This is a genomic window from Proteus sp. fly-1008 (assembly GCF_040140305.1).
Classification (GTDB): domain Bacteria; phylum Pseudomonadota; class Gammaproteobacteria; order Enterobacterales; family Enterobacteriaceae; genus Proteus; species Proteus vulgaris_B.
This window is the reverse complement of the sequence record NZ_JBEEWH010000004.1, coordinates 113081-130558: the sequence shown is the minus strand read 5'-3', so window position 1 is coordinate 130558 and position 17478 is coordinate 113081. Positions and strand designations below refer to the sequence as shown.

Annotated in this window: 18 protein-coding genes and 1 riboswitch; of the genes, 9 read left to right on the top strand and 9 right to left on the bottom strand. The window is 38.7% G+C overall.

Going from position 1 to position 17478, the window contains the following annotated elements:
• Position 1: 1 nt before the first annotated feature.
• The 3 genes from dcuC to sseA all read left to right on the top strand — a co-directional run bounded on the left by dcuC (position 2) and on the right by sseA (position 2676).
• Positions 2-1369, top strand: coding sequence for a C4-dicarboxylate transporter DcuC (gene dcuC / locus ABN256_RS09115; RefSeq protein WP_072070545.1), 1368 nt, complete (start codon positions 2-4; stop codon positions 1367-1369).
• 265 nt (positions 1370-1634) lie between these two features.
• Positions 1635-1820 (top strand): YohO family small membrane protein, encoded by a 186-nt coding sequence (locus ABN256_RS09110; RefSeq protein ID WP_036912140.1) that lies wholly within the window; start codon positions 1635-1637, stop codon positions 1818-1820.
• 13 nt (positions 1821-1833) lie between these two features.
• Complete coding sequence (sseA, locus tag ABN256_RS09105) at positions 1834-2676, top strand: 3-mercaptopyruvate sulfurtransferase (protein WP_197269403.1); 843 nt, start codon at positions 1834-1836, stop codon at positions 2674-2676.
• A gap of 77 nt (positions 2677-2753) precedes the next feature.
• Here the strand turns inward: sseA and ABN256_RS09100 are convergent, their stop codons facing one another.
• From ABN256_RS09100 to rhlE, 3 genes are all read right to left on the bottom strand, one after another.
• A complete protein-coding gene (locus tag ABN256_RS09100) occupies positions 2754-3002 on the bottom strand; it encodes a GlsB/YeaQ/YmgE family stress response membrane protein (RefSeq protein WP_036938310.1) in 249 nt (82 codons plus the stop codon).
• A gap of 202 nt (positions 3003-3204) precedes the next feature.
• A complete protein-coding gene (gene dusC, locus ABN256_RS09095) occupies positions 3205-4137 on the bottom strand; it encodes a tRNA dihydrouridine(16) synthase DusC (RefSeq protein ID WP_196553388.1) in 933 nt (310 codons plus the stop codon).
• 9 nt (positions 4138-4146) lie between these two features.
• Positions 4147-5574 (bottom strand): ATP-dependent RNA helicase RhlE, encoded by a 1428-nt coding sequence (gene rhlE / locus ABN256_RS09090; RefSeq protein WP_196553389.1) that lies wholly within the window; start codon positions 5572-5574, stop codon positions 4147-4149.
• Positions 5575-5945: 371 nt separating this feature from the next.
• Between rhlE and ABN256_RS09085 the strand changes: the two genes are divergently transcribed.
• From ABN256_RS09085 to ABN256_RS09065, 5 genes are read left to right on the top strand one after another with little or no spacing between them, the layout of a single operon-like run.
• Positions 5946-6644 (top strand): CerR family C-terminal domain-containing protein, encoded by a 699-nt coding sequence (locus tag ABN256_RS09085; RefSeq protein WP_072070550.1) that lies wholly within the window; start codon positions 5946-5948, stop codon positions 6642-6644.
• An 11-nt stretch (positions 6645-6655) separates the two neighbouring features.
• Complete coding sequence (hlyD, locus tag ABN256_RS09080) at positions 6656-7642, top strand: secretion protein HlyD (RefSeq protein ID WP_196553390.1); 987 nt, start codon at positions 6656-6658, stop codon at positions 7640-7642.
• A gap of 11 nt (positions 7643-7653) precedes the next feature.
• Positions 7654-9423 carry an ATP-binding cassette domain-containing protein gene (locus ABN256_RS09075; RefSeq protein ID WP_197269405.1) on the top strand — a complete coding sequence of 590 codons (1770 nt, stop codon included), beginning with the start codon at positions 7654-7656 and terminating at the stop codon, positions 9421-9423.
• A complete protein-coding gene (locus tag ABN256_RS09070; protein WP_072070553.1) occupies positions 9416-10567 on the top strand; it encodes an ABC transporter permease in 1152 nt (383 codons plus the stop codon). The genes ABN256_RS09075 and ABN256_RS09070 overlap by 8 nt, the downstream gene beginning before the upstream one ends.
• A 13-nt stretch (positions 10568-10580) precedes the next feature.
• The gene (locus tag ABN256_RS09065) at positions 10581-11690 is read left to right on the top strand and encodes an ABC transporter permease (protein ID WP_197269406.1); all 1110 of its coding nucleotides are present in this window, start codon (positions 10581-10583) and stop codon (positions 11688-11690) included.
• Between the two features lie 105 nt (positions 11691-11795).
• Here ABN256_RS09065 and ABN256_RS09060 read toward each other — a convergent pair whose 3' ends face one another.
• The 5 genes from ABN256_RS09060 to moaA all read right to left on the bottom strand — a co-directional run bounded on the left by ABN256_RS09060 (position 11796) and on the right by moaA (position 14905).
• Positions 11796-12506 carry a Bax inhibitor-1/YccA family protein gene (locus ABN256_RS09060; protein WP_072070555.1) on the bottom strand — a complete coding sequence of 237 codons (711 nt, stop codon included), beginning with the start codon at positions 12504-12506 and terminating at the stop codon, positions 11796-11798.
• A 194-nt stretch (positions 12507-12700) separates the two neighbouring features.
• The gene (gene moaE / locus ABN256_RS09055) at positions 12701-13162 is read right to left on the bottom strand and encodes a molybdopterin synthase catalytic subunit MoaE (protein WP_197269407.1); all 462 of its coding nucleotides are present in this window, start codon (positions 13160-13162) and stop codon (positions 12701-12703) included.
• A 1-nt stretch (position 13163) separates the two neighbouring features.
• Positions 13164-13409 carry a molybdopterin synthase sulfur carrier subunit gene (gene moaD / locus ABN256_RS09050; RefSeq protein ID WP_072070557.1) on the bottom strand — a complete coding sequence of 82 codons (246 nt, stop codon included), beginning with the start codon at positions 13407-13409 and terminating at the stop codon, positions 13164-13166.
• On the bottom strand, positions 13406-13885 hold the full coding sequence (moaC, locus tag ABN256_RS09045) for a cyclic pyranopterin monophosphate synthase MoaC (protein ID WP_023581221.1): 480 nt from the start codon (positions 13883-13885) through the stop codon (positions 13406-13408). The genes moaD and moaC overlap by 4 nt, the downstream gene beginning before the upstream one ends.
• A gap of 39 nt (positions 13886-13924) precedes the next feature.
• Positions 13925-14905, bottom strand: coding sequence for a GTP 3',8-cyclase MoaA (gene moaA / locus ABN256_RS09040; protein ID WP_115350881.1), 981 nt, complete (start codon positions 14903-14905; stop codon positions 13925-13927).
• Positions 14895-15037, bottom strand: a riboswitch (molybdenum cofactor riboswitch). It overlaps the preceding gene by 11 nt.
• A 279-nt stretch (positions 15038-15316) precedes the next feature.
• On the opposite strand from moaA, the gene yvcK reads away from it, so the two are divergent.
• Positions 15317-16255, top strand: a complete 939-nt coding sequence (gene yvcK, locus ABN256_RS09035; RefSeq protein ID WP_196553394.1) for a uridine diphosphate-N-acetylglucosamine-binding protein YvcK — start codon at positions 15317-15319, stop codon at positions 16253-16255.
• Between the two features lie 105 nt (positions 16256-16360).
• Here yvcK and ABN256_RS09030 read toward each other — a convergent pair whose 3' ends face one another.
• Positions 16361-17311: a DUF1266 domain-containing protein gene (locus tag ABN256_RS09030; protein ID WP_340895682.1), complete on the bottom strand. Its 951-nt coding sequence runs from the start codon at positions 17309-17311 to the stop codon at positions 16361-16363.
• Positions 17312-17478: the final 167 nt, after the last annotated feature.

Sequence of the window (17478 nt, the reverse complement as noted above, 5' to 3'; positions counted from 1 at the left end):
TATGACAGGTTTAATCATTGCCGCGCTGGTAACAGCGTTGGTGGTTTATTTACTGGCACGGGGTTATAAACCTCAGCCAGTATTATTACTCGGGGGCTTGTTGTTACTGCTCCTAACGGCTTCTCTCGATCTTAATCCGTTATTACCTGAAAATAAGACAACTCAATTTAAGTATTTTGATGTCTTCCAAATTTTCACGGATATTATGAGTTCTCGTCTTGCTGGTCTTGGTTTAACGTTAATGGCTATTGCGGGCTTTTCTCGTTATATGGAACACGTTGGCGCAAGTCGTGCTTTATTCGCAATTTTTGAAAAGCCATTAAAAGCCATAAAATCACCTTACTTACTGTTAGTGATTTCATTTCTAGTCACTCAAATCTTGGTTATTTTTATTCCTAGCCATGCTGGTTTAGGTATGCTGTTAATGGTCACTATGTATCCGATATTAATTCGTTCTGGTATTAGTCCACTTTCTGCTTTAGCCGTTATTGGATGCTGCCAGTTTATCGACCATGGTCCTGGCTCTGGTAATGTGATTATGGCTGCAAAAACAGCGGATATCGAACCTGCCGTCTATTTTGTTCAGCACCAATTACCCGTTACTATTCCTATTATTATTGCTGTTGCTATCACTCACTTCTTTATTCAACGCTGGTGGGATAAACGTGAAGGTTTTGTTTTTGACCCAACAACCATTGATGTTGTAAAAGAAGAAGGCAATAAAATTCCACTGTCTTATGCTCTATTACCTGTGATCCCTTTAATTCTGATTATCGGTTTCAGTCCTTTGCTACACCCTTACATTAAATTAGAAGTCACCACGGCAATGATTATTAGTACCGTAATTGCACTTCTTTTCGAATATGTTCGCTTACGTGATGCAAAAGCGGTGATGAATAGCTTTATGCTGTTCTTTGAAGGAATGGGTAAGCAATTTGTCTTAGTGGTCTCGTTAATTGTGTCTGGTGAGTTCTTTGCTAATGGTCTACTTAAAAGTGGTGCCGTCGATACGCTAATTAGCTCTGCTCAAGATGCAGGCTTCGGCATTGCCGCGATGATCATTGTAATGAGTGCCATTCTTGCATTAGCGGCCTTTTTAATGGGATCAGGTAATGCGGCATTCTTCTCATTTGCAGCCTTAACACCAAAAATTGCCGCTTTCTTAAAAGTCGATGTCATTACTTTAATTTTACCAATGCAAATAATGACAAGCTTTGGTCGTACTGTTTCACCCATTACAGCCGCCATTGTTGCCATTGCTGGTATTGCGAATGTCTCACCTTTCCAAATAGTTAAACGTACTGCCATTCCTATGGCTGTCGCAGCTATTGTGAACTTAGCAATGACATTCTGGTTTTTATATTCCTAATTAAGTTGCGTTACCCCTTGCCCTTAAACTCATTTACTCCTGAGTTTAAGGGTTTTTTTCTTATCATTGACTGTAACCTTTGATTGAAATAATTAACGTCAACGCTAACTTTACTCAGGCTATTTATAAAAAATAAATAGCCTTTTTATTTATCTATTCATCTCTTTTTTAGCCACTCTCATTTGTCGATTAAACTGACTTAGCACTTGTTTCAACTTCATATCTAGATATACTTTTGCGCAACATTCATCTGCAAATGAACATTATGAAAAAAATAATTATTGTTATTATCGCACTACTTGCTTTCGGTTCTATCGGTGGTGTTTTCCTTGCGGGCTTAAATATCTATACACGCTCCACCACACCAATAGAAACAGAGCAAACGCAACCTGAAACATCACCTACACAGCAATTTCCAGCTATCCCAGACAGCTCACCTTCTGCTAAATAAATGAGGTCGCACCGTGGAATACGATTACTTTGTTACACCCAAATGGCTATTTGAACATCAACATAATGCTGATGTTGTGATCCTTGATGTCAGCGCACCAATGCCAACCCAACAGATTGATTATCAAGCGCTTTACCTTGAACGTCATATTCCACATGCGCATTTTTTTAATCTCGATGAAGTCGCAGATAAAACAACAACATTGCCACATATGTTGCCATCTGATGCACTATTTTCAGAAACGCTGACGCAATTAGGTATCTCTAATACCACAACTGTTATTCTTTACGATCAAGGTAACTTATTTTCTGCACCTAGAGGTTGGTGGACATTAACCACTCTAGGTTGCCGTAATGTGCGCATTCTTGCTGGCGGTCTACAAGCATGGATTGATTCTGGATTTCCTATAGAACAAGGTGAAGCTATCAAGACACCTGGGCAATCCCCATTTGTAGTTGAACGTCACTCCCAACGTTATGCCAATAAACAACAACTTATTGATAATCTAGCGACAAAGCAAAAACAGATGGTTGATGCGCGTTCTGCTGATCGCTTTTATGGTAGAGCACCAGAACCCCGCCCAGGCTTGCGCAGTGGACATATCCCCGGTAGTAAAAATGTGCCTTGGAATGAATTAGTTATAGATGGAAAATTAAAAGATAAAACTGAATTAAAACAAATATTTGAACAGGCTGGTGTTGATTTATCACAACCCATTATTGTTACCTGTGGCTCTGGTATGACTGCGGCAATTTTATTTTTAGCATTAACTGTATTAGGTTGCCAATCTATCGCACTTTATGACGGCTCTTGGGCGCAATGGGGTGCTGAAAGTGCCCTTCCCTGTGAATGCTGATTTAATCAGTCCACTCTTTAAAAAAGTAAACCCGCATTACGCGGGTTTATTATCAATATCTATTTGATGTGAAGGCATTAACTTGCAAATATTTTTGCAAGGTAGAGCACAACAATGGCACCAATCACAGCGACAACAAAGCTACCAAAATTAAAGCCATCCACTTTACCTTTGCCAAAGAAGCTACTAATTGCACCACCGACAACCGCACCTACAATACCAAGAATACAAGTCCATATCAGACCAATATCATAAGAGCCTGGCATTAAGAATTTCGCCAAAATACCTGCGATTAAACCAAAGATAATCCAAGCAAGAATTCCCATATTTCCCCCTAAAATAGTCATGATATAAACAACATACCTAAAAAAGTCACCTATTGAGTGTAAGTCGAAAAAGTAATTTTTTCCAATTATTAGAAATAAATTACATAATATTTAGGATAAATGGATGGATTATTTCTCAATAAATAAAAAAATAGCGCTGATTAATTAGCGCTATTTTTTATTGGATAAGATTATTTTTAAACTACAGAGCCTCTATTGCCACTGCAATTTCTGGCGACGTTTTTAATGTTCTAATTTGTCTAAATAATTCATCAGCTTCTGGATACTCTTTGCGTAAATAACTAAACCACTGTTTAATCCGTGATGCATGATAAATTGTCGTATCACCGCGCTTTTCTAAGCGAATATAGCGCTTTAATAATTCAATAACCTCAGACCAAGGCATCCTTGTTTCTATACCTTTTACAACACGACTTAAGTTAGGCGTATTCATTGCACCACGACCAATCATTATCGCATCACAACCTGTTGTGGCTAAACAGGCCAATGCATCTTCGCGGTTCCAAATTTCACCATTGGCAATTACAGGTATTGAGAGTCTTTGACGAATATCACCAATGGCCTGCCAATTGATTTTTTCAGCATTATAACCATCTTCTTTTGTTCTGCCATGTACTGTGATTTCTGTTGCGCCACCCTGTGCTACGGCATCAGCAATTTCATGGCTATATGTAGAAGAATCCCAACCAAGTCTGACTTTTACTGATACGGGTAATTCTAAAGGTACTGCATTACGCATCTCTTTAGTTGCTTGATAAATAGTTTCAGGCTGTTTTAAAAGTGAAGCTCCTCCACCACTACCATTAACCGTTTTTGAAGGGCAACCACAGTTTAAATCAACGCCCCAAGAGCCTAACGATACGGCTCTAAACGCATTTTCAGCCAACCATTGAGGGTGTTGACCTAGTAATTGCACCCGTACAAGCGTACCACTTTTTGTGCGACTTTCTGTATGTAATTCAGGACATAAGCGATAAAAGGCTTTTGTTGGTAATAATGAATCAACAACACGCACAAATTCTGTAATACAGAGATCGTAATCGTTAATCGAAGTAAGTAATTCTCTCACAAGGGGGTCTAAAACCCCCTCCATTGGCGCTAATAGAACTCGCACTTTTTAACCTCAAAACTCTTTTCTAGCTTTTGACCAAGGGCTTTGATTAGCACTACCTTCATCACTTTTACGTGAACGACGAGGCCCTAATTTACCAGTACGTGAGCCATCTTTATTACGGTAATTTTCTTTGCTTTTATTACGACCGCCTTCTTTACTGCCTTCACTATCATTCTCTTTACGAGCGTTGTTACGATTATCTTTGCCACGAATATCTGCACGTCCATGACCACCGCCATTTCTACGTGGAGCATTATTTTTTGGCTTTTTATGCAATGGAGCCGCTTTAATCGAAGGATCAGGATCGTAACCATCTAACGCTAAACGCGGAATTTCACGTTTTAATAGACGCTCGATATCAGCTAATAATCCATGTTCATCAACACAAACCAATGAAATAGCTTTACCTGTTGCAGCTGCTCGACCGGTTCTACCAATACGGTGAACATAATCTTCTGCAACTTGCGGTAATTCAAAATTGACAACATAAGGCAGTTGGTCAATATCAAGGCCACGAGCTGCAATATCAGTTGCCACCAGTGCTTTTAATTTACCATCTTTAAAGTCAGCTAAAGCACGAGTTCTTGCACCTTGGCTTTTATTACCATGAATAGCGGCTGATTTGATACCATCAGCATTTAAATGTTCAGCAAGCTTATTAGCACCGTGCTTAGTACGCGTAAAAATAAGCACTTGTGACCAGTTTTCTAAGCCAATTAAATGTGATAACAACTCTGTTTTGCGTTTTTTATCCACTAAATGGACATATTGATCTACAGATTCAGCTGCTGAATTTTTTGGTGCAACGGAAATACTCACAGGATTGTTTAACAACGAGTTGGCAAGTCCTGTGATCTCTTTAGAGAATGTCGCAGAGAACAATAAATTTTGACGTTTTTTAGGTAATTTATTGATCACACGGCGAATATCATGAATAAAGCCCATATCTAACATACGATCAGCTTCATCAAGCACTAAGACTTCAACACGAGAAAGATCGACTGCATTTTGATGTTCAAGGTCGAGTAAGCGTCCAGGTGTTGCTATCAATACATCAACGCCACCGCGCAATTTCATCATTTGTGGGTTAATACTCACACCACCAAAAACGACCAGTGAACGGATTGGTAAATAGCGACTATAAGCTTTCACATTCTCAGCAATTTGCGCAGCGAGTTCACGGGTTGGTGTTAAAATTAGTGCTTTAACTGGTTGACGACCTTTAGTTTTTTCTGCTGATTGAGCTAACTTTTCCAAGATCGGCAATGTAAAAGCCGCCGTTTTTCCTGTCCCTGTTTGCGCACTGGCTAATACGTCTTTACCCGCCAAAATCGGCTCAATCGCCTGCTGTTGAATAGGGGTTGGGGTTTTATACCCTTGTTCATCAATAGCGCGGAGAAGCGCCTCACTTAAACCAAGCGATGTAAAATCGGTCAAAACAGTAGTCTCCTACAACCAGAACGTATAACACGGTGATTGAAATTAAAAATGACGGGCTTTCATGCTGTCAATCTATAGGTATTATTACTCTATAGGTACTATCATTTAGTTAGTAAGACAGTGATGAAAGAGAATGAACCTTGCTAGATTAACCTAATAACCCCTATTTTAACAGTTTTTGCTGTATTCAGAATACAAAAATAATTTTCAATAATAGATGGCGTTTTTTATTACAAAACACCTTTATTAGATTATTTATTACAAAATTTCCCTATTGTTCAATATCATCTAATATAATACTCCTTGTTATCGCTGTTTTTAATATCATTGGTTTTGTTACATTTTACTTAAGTAAGGTATCTTCTATTATGTCAGAAACCCATCAGAAGACGACTCGTGGTGAACTAGCAAAACGACAATTATTGGAAGCGGCATGTGAGATCTTTGGTAAAAATGGCCCTGATGCCGCCACCACACGCCAAATTGCACAAGCTGCTCAACAAAATATTGCCGCTATCGCTTATTATTTTGGTTCTAAAGAAGGATTGTATCTCGCCGTTGCGCAACATATTGCTGATCTTATCCGTCTTGATTTTGAACCTACTGTTACCATCCTTGACGAATTTCTTGAGCGGCCCAATCCCACAGAGCATCTACCATTGCTACAAACGCTGATCATAGATAGCTTTTTACAATATGCTCAACTGGTACTTGATAAAGCCAATATTCATCTTAGTCGTATCATGGCAAGAGAACAGCTTGTTCCTACCGAAGCGTATTCCCTTATCCACCAGCAAGCGTTATCACCACTTTTAACGCGTGTGAATAAATTATTAGCTATCTATATTGGTTTAGATCCCACTCTTCCGACGACAATGCTACACACTCACGCTATTTTAGGAGAAGTGCTATCATTTCGCTTAGTGAGAGAAACCATTCTAAGACAAACAGGATGGGATAGAATTGGTAAGAATGAGTATCAAATTATCTCTAATACTTTAAAAACACATATTACTTTATTACTCAATGGATTAAGAGAAATTTACACTCACCCACATCATGCATAAATAGAGTTATTATGAAAACTAAAAAAATCAGTTTCTTTATCATCTTAATGATTATTATCGGTATTATTGCAGGTATCTATTATTACGAAGAAAACAAAGAGTCTGAATTAGTACTCTATGGTAATGTCGATATACGTACTGTTAACCTGAGTTTTCGTGTTGCAGGGAAATTAGATTCCCTACTCGTTGATGAAGGAGCCCCCGTCAAACAAGGGCAATTGTTAGGAAAACTTGATGATGCCCCCTATCGTAATGCACTAAATAAAGCTTATGGTGAGCGTGATAGCGCTATTGCTGCATTAGCGTTAATGGAAGCTGGTTATCGCAGTGAAGAAATTGCACAAGCCCAATCTGACGTGTCATTAAAACAAGCCGCTTGGCAATATGCCGACAACTTTTATAAACGCCAGCAAGATTTGGCTAACCGAAAAGTAATTTCAGCCAATGATTTAGATAGCGCAAGAAATAATCGCAATCAAGCAGCCGCAGCCTTAAAAGCAGCCCAAGATAAATTAAATCAATATCAAAATGGTTATCGAAAAGAAGATATTGATGCGGCTAAAGGGCAAGTTATGCAGGCAAAAGCCGCCGTTGCTCAAGCGGAGTTAAACCTTCAAGACACACAGTTAGTCTCACCTTCACAAGGTACAATATTAACAAGGGCCGTTGAACCTGGCACTATTTTGTCTGCTGGTAATCCCGTATTTACGGTGTCTTTAACTACTCCTGTTTGGGTTAGAGCGTATATTAGTGAAACCCACTTAAGTGAAGCAATCCCTAATCGAGAAGTCTATCTCTACACTGATGGACGTAAAGATAAGCCTTATCATGGCACGATTGGTTTTGTTTCACCGACAGCAGAATTTACGCCAAAGAGTGTCGAAACACCGGAATTAAGAACTGATTTAGTTTATCGACTCCGCATTGTTGTGACGGATGCTGACGATGCATTACGTCAAGGAATGCCCGTGACTTTAAAATTTGCACCCACTCATTAAGTGGAGGCGAAATGGAACACACTGATTACACTATCGAGCTACAAGGCGTTGAAAAACGCTTTACCGGACTAGAAAGCCCAGCGGTTTCTGCATTAACAGCCACCATAACGGGTGGCTCTGTCACAGGCTTAGTCGGCCCAGATGGTGCAGGTAAAACCACATTAATTCGTATGCTTGCAGGGCTATTAAAACCAGATGCTGGTGATATTCGTATTTTAGGAATGGAGCCACAAAAACAAAGTGTAGATGTCCGAGCTATTCTTGGCTATATGCCTCAAAAATTTGGTCTCTATGAAGATTTAACGGTATTAGAAAACCTTAATCTTTATGCTGATTTAAAAAATGTCATCGGTGAAGAGCGCAAAAAAGTTTACCAACAGTTGCTCTCTTTTACCGATCTCACACGTTTTACCTCTCGCCTTGCAGGTAATCTTTCAGGGGGTATGAAACAAAAACTGGGACTGGCTTGTACTTTATTAGGTAGCCCTAAAGTCTTGCTACTTGATGAGCCTGGCGTCGGCGTTGATCCCATTGCACGCCGTGAGCTTTGGCAAATGGTACATGCCTTAGCCAGCGATGGTATGTTGATACTGTGGAGTACCTCTTATCTTGATGAAGCAGAGCAATGTAAAAACATTCTCTTACTTAATAAAGGAGAGTTACTTTATAGTGGTATACCACAAGATTTAACAGCGAAAATGGCAGGTCGTTCTTTTTTGCTTGATGTTGAAGGCCATCAGCGAAGAAAAATATTACAACAAGCTATCATTCAACCTCAAGTGACAGATGGAGTTATTCAAGGACAATCTGTTCGTTTGATATTGAAAAAACAAAGTAATCAATCCGAATTACTCAATGCCTTGGGTAAACCTGATGCTAAACTTATTCCAGCTACACCACGCTTTGAGGATGCCTTTATTGATTTATTAGGAGGTGGCCCTTCTCATAAATCTGAATTAGCTGAAATTATGCCTCAAATTCCTCCAGCTCCCAATGAAACCGTTATTGAAGCACAGCAACTAACTAAAATGTTTGGTCAATTTGCAGCAACCGATCACGTTGATTTTCAAGTTAAACGAGGTGAAATTTTTGGGTTATTGGGGCCTAATGGTGCAGGTAAATCGACAACCTTTAAAATGATGTGTGGTTTATTAGTTCCCACCAGCGGTAAAGCGCTGGTATTAGGTATGGACTTAAAAGAGAGCTCAGGTAAAGCTCGTCAGCATTTAGGTTATATGGCACAAAAATTCTCACTTTATGGCAATCTTAAAGTGGGACAGAACTTGAAATTCTTCTCTGGTGTTTATGGATTACACGGTAAACAACAACGCAATAAAATCAACGATATGATAACTGCCTTTAGCTTACAGCCGATGGTGAATCAAATCACTGAAACCTTGCCTTTAGGTTATAAGCAGCGCCTTGCCCTTGCATGCTCATTAATGCACGAGCCTGATATTCTTTTTTTAGATGAACCCACATCAGGCGTTGACCCATTAACGCGAAGAGAATTTTGGTTACATATTAATGGCATGGTTGATAAGGGAGTAACCGTAATGGTGACCACTCACTTTATGGACGAAGCAGAATATTGTGATCGTATTGGTTTGGTTTATCGCGGAAAAATTATTGCTGCAGGAGAGCCAGATTCTCTCAAAAAAATGGTTGCTAACGACGATAATCCGACGCCTTCAATGGAAGATGCTTTTATAGGTTTAGTGTTGGATTACGATAAAAAACTTGAACGTGAAAATGATAAAGGGAGCGAAAAACATGCGTAATTCAGCTCAATCCTCTCATGCCCATTTTTCTTGGCGGCGTTTGTTCGCATTATGTTTAAAAGAAACAAAACAGATCACCCGTGATCCCAGTAGTGCCCTCATCGCTTTTGTTATCCCTCTCACTCTGTTGTTTATTTTTGGCTACGGTATTAACTTGGATTCAAGTAAGTTAAATATTGGTATTTTGACTAATCAACAAAGCCAACCTGCACAAGAGCTCGTTTACACTTTTACCAATTCACCATATATCAACGCAACTATTAGCGATAATCGCCAATTATTGATTGATAAGATGCAAGCGGGACAAATTCGGGGCATTGTGGTTATTCCTGTGAACTTTGCTGAATTACTGACCCGACAAGATACTCATGCGCCCATTCAGGTGATCACCGATGGCAGTGAACCTAACACTGCAAACTTTGTACAAGCCTATACCAAAGGGGTTTGGCAAATCTGGCTACAACAACAAGCCATCAGCAAGGGTATTGATACTACACCACTAATTGAAATAGAACCGCGCTATTGGTTTAACCCGGCGGCAATTAGTCAGCACTATATTATTCCGGGTGCCGTTACTATTATTATTACCGTTGTGGGTGCAATTCTCACTTCGTTAGTCATAGCTCGTGAATGGGAACGTGGCACAATGGAAGCTCTGCTTTCAACCCAAATAACACGCACCGAGCTCTTGCTTTCAAAACTTATTCCTTACCAAGTTTTAGGTAGTTTTGTCATGGTACTGTGCATGGTGGTAACCGTCTTTTTGCTAGGAGTACCTTATCGAGGATCACTTTGGATTTTAGGGGGGATCACCTCGCTCTTTTTAGCCACTGCCTTAGGAATGGGATTACTCATTTCAACACTGACTCGCAATCAATTTAATGCCGCCATGATTGCCCTAAATGCAGCTTTTTTACCTGCGATTATGCTGTCCGGTTTTGTGTTTGAAATTGATAGCATGCCATTTTTTATTCAGGTAGTGACTTATTTCATTCCCGCACGTTATTTTGTCAGTAGCTTACAAACGCTATTTTTAGCAGGTGATATTCCATTGATATTAATATTAGATATGTGGTTGCTGATCGTTTCTGCCCTATTTTTTATTGGCTTAACAGCATTAGCAACACGACGTCGATTAGATTAAAGGGAGAGTATTTATGTTGTATCGTCTTCTCACCCTAATAATGAAAGAGCTACAGTCATTATTACAAGAGCCTCAGACTCGTATTATTTTGATAATGCCTGTTATCTTTCAAATGATCTTATTTCCTTTTGCCGCAACATTAGATGTTACCAATGCCTCAATCGCAATTTTTGATGAAGATAATGGTAAACAATCTATTGAGTTAACCCAACGTATTGCCAAAGCTAGTGCATTTTCTCAAACATTATTACTGAAAAATGAACATGAAATAAAAGAGACCATTGATAATCGTAAAGCACTTTTATTGGTTCGATTTCCACAAAACTTTAGTGCTAATTTAGAAAGCCAAATCCCTGTTAAATTGCAATTAATCTTAGATGGGCGAAATTCTAATAGTGCGCAAATTGCTGCTAATTATGTACAACAAATCGTACAAAATTACCAAACTGAATTAGCAGGACATACACCGTCTTTACTGAATAAAACAGAACTTGTTGTTCGTAATTGGTATAACCCAAATTTAAATTATAAATGGTTTATTGTGCCCTCATTAGTAGCATTGATTATCACCATTGGCGTAATGATAGTCACTTCACTATCAGTTGCTAGAGAGCGAGAGCAAGGTACATTGGATCAACTATTAGTTTCCCCTCTATCAACATGGCAAATTTTTGTGGGTAAAGCGGTTCCGGCGATGGTTGTTGCCGCCATTCAAGGTACTATTGTATTGATTATAGGGATATTTGGTTATCAAATACCCTTTTCAGGTTCATTATTATTGTTTTATTTTACCATGCTAATTTATGGTTTATCACTGGTGGGTTTTGGCTTATTAATATCAGCATTAAGTTCAACACAACAACAGGCTTTTATTGGTGTCTTCGTATTTATGATGCCTGCCGTTTTATTATCAGGCTATATTTCTCCCGTAGAAAACATGCCAGTTTGGCTACAACATGCCACATGGATAAACCCAATTCGTCATTTCACCGATATTACAAAGCAGATTTACCTTAAAAATGCTGATATCACAGTAATATGGCACAGTTTATGGCCTTTATTAGTGATTGCAGCAGGTACAGGCTCTTTTGCGTATTATCTTTTCCAGCGAAAGATTGCTTAAAATAATAGCAATTAAAGCACAAAAAAATCCCACAACTTATTAAAGTTATGGGATTTACTTTTTATGCTGTTTTTAAACTACGTTTATCCGCAGATATCGTTAAAATTAACGACGATCACCTAAAATACGCAGTAACATTAAGAACAGGTTGATGAAATCTAAATAAAGCGTTAATGCACCCATAATTGAGTAACGGCGCATATTTTCTTTATCTTCTTGGTTAATTTCATTACCCATATCTTTTAGTTTTTGTGTGTCATAAGCCGTTAAGCCTGCAAAAATTAACACACCCGCATAAGAGATAACCATGCTCATCATTGAGCTTTGCATAAAGATATTAACGATAGAAGCAATAATGATACCGATAAGCCCCATAAACAGGAAGCTACCCATACCCGTTAAGCTACGCTTAGTGGTGTAACCGTAAATGCTTAATGCACCAAACATAGCAGCACAGATAAAGAATGTGCTAGCGATTGAAGATGCGGTATAAAGCAGTAATACGCTTGAGATAGTCACACCCGTTAACACGGAATAGAGCATAAATAATGAGGTTGCCATTGCACCACTCATTTTATGAACCATACCTGATAACACGAAAACTAATCCTAATTGAGCAATGATCAGACCAAAGAAGACGATCTTGCTTGAGAAAATCATTGATAATAATGCTTCGCTTGATGCAACGTAGAATGCAACAAACGCAGTTAATAACAGACCTACAGTCATCCAACCATAAACCTGAGCCATAAAGGTTTGTAGGCCAGAACCTGTGCGTTGTACGATTGAATCATTTGAACGTGAAAATCGATCCATGATGATTACCCTTTAATCATAGTGATAACGTTAGATTTAATAATAACGTTTATTTCAGTAAAGAGCCCATTATGGACTCATTAGAATTTAATTTTATCACACTGATTTTACATTTCCATGAAATAAACTGTATGAAATGTCATCACAAAATAAATTTAGGTAAAGTAATGTAGCGTTTAATTGAACGTAATAATTTATTCCCAACGCTCGGCTGAATCATAATCACTTTGGCGTGCATCCACCCATCTATCGTTATTTTCAGAAAGCCCTTCTTTTTTCCAAAACGGTGCGCGTGTTTTTAAAAAATCCATAATAAATTCAGCGGATTCAAACGCGCTATTGCGATGAGAACTGGTAACACCCACAAACACGATCTCTTCACCAATATGCAAAGTTCCTACACGGTGAATAACACTTACACGTTGTAAAGGCCAACGAGATCTCGCCTCACTTACAATGTCATTAAGTGCTTTTTCAGTCATACCGGGATAATGCTCAAGAGTAAGCGTACTCACTTCATCACCGAGATTATGATTACGCACTTTACCTGTAAAGGTCACAACGGCGCCATCGCTATCGCACTCAGAAAGCCATTGGTATTCATCGCCAACATTAAAATTTTCGGTTTGTACTGAAATACGAGTTGATGCGCTCATCTTATCCTCCTGTAACCGGTGGGAAAAAGGCGATTTCATCACCGTCATTAATAACGTGAGAACCTTGAACAAAAGATTGGTTTACCGCAGAGAGTAACTTGCCATCTTCTAACGCCAGCAACCAACGTTCACCTTTGGTAATTAATGCTTTACGTAAATCGTCTACTGTGTGGTACTCACAATCTAATTCAAGAGAATCAACACCGACTAACTCACGGACTTGAGCAAAAAAGAGAACTTTAATCATGCTTCCACCTTAAAATGACCTGATTTACCACCTGTTTTTTCTAATAAACGTACAGGCCCTATCACCATATCTTTTTGAACGGCTTTACACATATCATAAATCGTTAACGCAGCTACTGATGCCGCAGTTAATGCTTCCATTTCAACCCCTGTTTTACCCGTTAAACGGCAAACAGATTCAATACGTACACGATTAGATCCAGTGAGTGCTTCTAAACGTACTTCGACTTTAGTTAATAACAGCGGATGACATAGTGGGATTAATTCCCATGTTCTTTTTGCTGCTTGAATACCTGCAATTCTTGCGGTCGCAAATACATCACCTTTATGGTGTTTGCCTTCGGTGATCATACTTAATGTTTCTGCTGACATTTCAACAAAGGCTTCAGCACGCGCTTCTCGCACTGTTTCAGCTTTAGCACTAACATCCACCATGTGAGCTTCACCGGCAGCATTAATATGAGTTAGTTGAGACATGCACAACTCCTGAAATTAACGAAATAACAGAGCGAAAAACTACCCACCAATAACAGATAAGTTCGGTGTAATACCGCTATCACCTTGATGAAGAAAATGTGTTTCTCGTTTATGAAGAAGACCACCCTGAATACGTTGTTGTAATGCCTCTTGTTGACTATCGTCAGCAAGTAGGTCACGTAAAGGAATACCATTTTCACCAAATAGACAAAGATGGAGATTACCAATAGCTGAAACACGTAAACGGTTACAGGTTAGGCAAAAGTCTTTCTCATAAGGCATGATCAGACCTATTTCACCTTGATAATCAGGATGAGTAAATACTTGAGCAGGCCCGTCACTACGGGCGCGAGGAATTTGTAACCAACCTTCATTGAGTAAGCGCTGGCGAATAACTTCACCAGACAAATGAAAGCGGTTGAAAATATCACTACCGTCACCTGTTTCCATTAATTCAATAAAGCGCAGCTGAATAGGTCTGTCTTTGATCCAATTAAGAAAATCAGGAAGATTTTTGTCATTCACATTGCGCATCAACACAACGTTAACTTTGACTTTTTCGAACCCTGCGGTAAATGCAGCATCAATACCTTCCATCACTTGGCTAAATTTATCTTGTCCAGTAATAGCGTGGAATTGGCGGGGATCGAGACTATCAACACTCACATTAATCGCATTTAATCCAGCATCACGCCATTGTGCAACATCGCGTGATAAACGATAACCATTTGTTGTTACTGCAATTTTTTTAATCGCTGCATTATCTTTGATTGTCGCGATAATATCAGTAAAATCACGGCGCATTGTTGGTTCACCACCCGTTAAGCGGATTTTTTCTGTTCCTAATGCAGCAAAAGATTGTGTGAGTCTACTGATTTCATCTAATGAAAGGAATGATTTGTGACCATTAGGCTTATAACCATTAGGCAGGCAATAAGTACAACGGAAATTGCACACGTCTGTAATTGAAAGACGTAAATAGAAAAACTTGCGGGAAAACGCATCAACGAGTTGTTGCATAATAACACCTTTCCAAATCGGGAGATGCAGACATTTCTACCTTGCACCCTGGTGACTTATTTCGTCACGGCCAGAACATCATATCTTGTCAAAACACGACTTAGACGTTAAGGCTAGGAGTTTATCTTTACCTGTTTTTCACAGGTTTCTAATACCTATATATTTATTGTGGATTCTACCTGCTAATTATGTAAAAAGCGAATAATGTTTTCGCTATATAATTTATAATACAACGACTTACAAAACTTTAGTCACGCTAATAACATAAATAAAAACACTTTCATTGATTAAATATTAGGCTGTCAAAAGTAAAATTAAACTAGGAATGTGATGAAATCACGCCGTGATCATAGGCTTAAAATTTAATTGTGATAAATTAGCGACAAATTTTTAAAGATGAGTAGAACAAATATGCGAAATCGCACGCTAAGTGATTTAGATCGTGTTGTTGCCCTTGGTGGAGGTCATGGCCTTGGGCGTGTGCTTTCAGCACTCTCCTACTTAGGCTCTCGCCTTACTGGTATTGTCACAACAACGGACAATGGCGGTTCTACTGGCCGTATTCGTCAAGAAGAAGGTGGCATTGCGTGGGGTGATATGCGCAATTGCATTAATCAATTAATTACAGAGCCTTCAGTAGCTTCTGCAATGTTTGAATACCGCTTTTCAGGTACAGGTGAGCTGGCTGGACACAATTTAGGAAATTTAATGCTAAAAGCGTTAGATAACTTAAGTGTTCGACCTTTAGAAGCTATTAATCTTATTCGTGGATTATTAAGAGTCAATGCGCATCTTATCCCAATGTCTGAACAAGCTGTTGACCTTATGGCGATAGATGATCAAGGAAATGAGATTTATGGTGAAGTTAACGTTGATATTTTGCCTAAGATCCCACAAAAACTTGATCTTTATCCTAAAGTACCAACGACAAGAGAAGCTATTGAAGCCATTGAACAAGCTGATCTTATCTTAATTGGCCCCGGTAGTTTTTTTACCAGTTTAATGCCTTTGTTATTATTGCCAGAGCTTGCACAAGCCTTGCGCCGTAGTAGTGCAACAACCATTTATATTGGTAATTTAGGCAAAGAATTAAGTCCCGCAGCTGCCAGTATGACAATGTCTGATAAAATCGCCATGATGGAGAACTATATTGGTTTACAAACAATAGATGCGGTGATCATTAGCCCTGAAACTCAATATGAATCCATGAAAGGTCGATTAATTGTACAAGCTCAATTGGAAGCTAAAGATATTCCTTATCGTCACGATCGCCATTTATTAGGTAAAGCTATTGAGTTAACACTACAACAATTAGGGCAACGTAACGCATCGACTCAAGCTATTAAATAAAATTTAATTACCTAATTTCATTAAAAAACCGCATCTGTAATAAACAGCAAATGCGGTTTTTTTGTCGATAAAAACATAATATTGCTATTGGTTTTCAACGCATTATTAACTATTAAGGTGTTTTAACGTAATACGTTGGCTAATGGTTTCTTCAATTTCAGAAAGTGTCATTGGCACGTCATTTTTCATTAAACCGAGGCCAGCCACAGTACGAGAGAAAGATGTTAAATCCAATGGTGGCAAATCCATTATCCAGTTTTCTTCTGTTGCCAACGTATCTTCTGCATTAAGAATATTTTGTATAACATCCGTAAAAGCTTGATGAGAAGAAACCCAATCTTGATCGCCACTCGCCCAAAACCAACGCGCTGCAATAAAGTTTTTCCACATATCTTCCCAGCCATCGTAAATTCGACGTAACATTGAGGCACTCATTAGCGACCATGTTTGCGCTTCTTGCTGGGTAATATAACCTTGCTGACATCCTTCTAAACAGAGCTTGTTAAAACGGCAGAGATCCCAAATAAGGTATTTCACATTTTGAATATTCATGCGATTAGTGCTCATCATATCGATTTGCCATAAACGCTCGTTTTTATCATGTTCTGTTAACTCTGAAAGCAAAATGTCATTTTTTAATGACTGAACATCGTCTTCTTTGCCATCCAAAATTTGGTCACGTAGCTGATAAAAATCATTAGTGTGACCTTGAGTGAGCAACCAAAATAGTTGATAGACTAAATCCCAACGGTCGTTTATTCCCCAACCTGCTGATAATCCACCATCATCTTTACCTTGGTCATATTCGTTATATGTCCATTCATTCATCACAGCGTAAGGTGCTGCTACATATAATCCCCATTCATGAGGTAATAATTGATCTGTTGTATCTTCTGCTTCAGATAAAATGGGCTCCTGCCCTGCTGTTGATGGTTTTGATAATTCACTATCTTGTACAGCAAATTTGCGTAACCATTTAAAAAGCAAAATAAGAAGAATAACACCAATAATAACCCCTGCAGAGCTGGGAAACCCTGCATAAACATAACCGCTCATTCACTGTCCTTAATATCTTTTTTATCTTTGTAAATAATTGACGCTTGTTTGTGGTGATATTTAAACAGTTGAACGCCATTAAGGGAATATAAAACTAGGGAAAAAGTGAAAGATAAAAGGGAAAAAGGGATAATCTGGAGTAAATATACAGATATCCCTTTATTGTG

Excerpts from the sequence above, each read along its gene's own strand:
- dcuC (WP_072070545.1), top strand. The coding sequence starts at position 2 with ATGACAGGTTTAATCATTGCCGCGCTGGTAACAGCGTTGGTGGTTTAT.
- ABN256_RS09110 (WP_036912140.1), top strand. The coding sequence starts at position 1,635 with ATGAAAAAAATAATTATTGTTATTATCGCACTACTTGCTTTCGGTTCT.
- ABN256_RS09100 (WP_036938310.1), bottom strand. The coding sequence starts at position 3,002 with ATGGGAATTCTTGCTTGGATTATCTTTGGTTTAATCGCAGGTATTTTG.
- ABN256_RS09085 (WP_072070550.1), top strand. The coding sequence starts at position 5,946 with ATGTCAGAAACCCATCAGAAGACGACTCGTGGTGAACTAGCAAAACGA.
- hlyD (WP_196553390.1), top strand. The coding sequence starts at position 6,656 with ATGAAAACTAAAAAAATCAGTTTCTTTATCATCTTAATGATTATTATC.
- ABN256_RS09075 (WP_197269405.1), top strand. The coding sequence starts at position 7,654 with ATGGAACACACTGATTACACTATCGAGCTACAAGGCGTTGAAAAACGC.
- ABN256_RS09070 (WP_072070553.1), top strand. The coding sequence starts at position 9,416 with ATGCGTAATTCAGCTCAATCCTCTCATGCCCATTTTTCTTGGCGGCGT.
- ABN256_RS09065 (WP_197269406.1), top strand. The coding sequence starts at position 10,581 with ATGTTGTATCGTCTTCTCACCCTAATAATGAAAGAGCTACAGTCATTA.
- ABN256_RS09060 (WP_072070555.1), bottom strand. The coding sequence starts at position 12,506 with ATGGATCGATTTTCACGTTCAAATGATTCAATCGTACAACGCACAGGT.
- moaE (WP_197269407.1), bottom strand. The coding sequence starts at position 13,162 with ATGAGCGCATCAACTCGTATTTCAGTACAAACCGAAAATTTTAATGTT.
- moaD (WP_072070557.1), bottom strand. The coding sequence starts at position 13,409 with ATGATTAAAGTTCTCTTTTTTGCTCAAGTCCGTGAGTTAGTCGGTGTT.
- moaC (WP_023581221.1), bottom strand. The coding sequence starts at position 13,885 with ATGTCTCAACTAACTCATATTAATGCTGCCGGTGAAGCTCACATGGTG.
- moaA (WP_115350881.1), bottom strand. The coding sequence starts at position 14,905 with ATGCAACAACTCGTTGATGCGTTTTCCCGCAAGTTTTTCTATTTACGT.
- yvcK (WP_196553394.1), top strand. The coding sequence starts at position 15,317 with ATGCGAAATCGCACGCTAAGTGATTTAGATCGTGTTGTTGCCCTTGGT.
- ABN256_RS09030 (WP_340895682.1), bottom strand. The coding sequence starts at position 17,311 with ATGAGCGGTTATGTTTATGCAGGGTTTCCCAGCTCTGCAGGGGTTATT.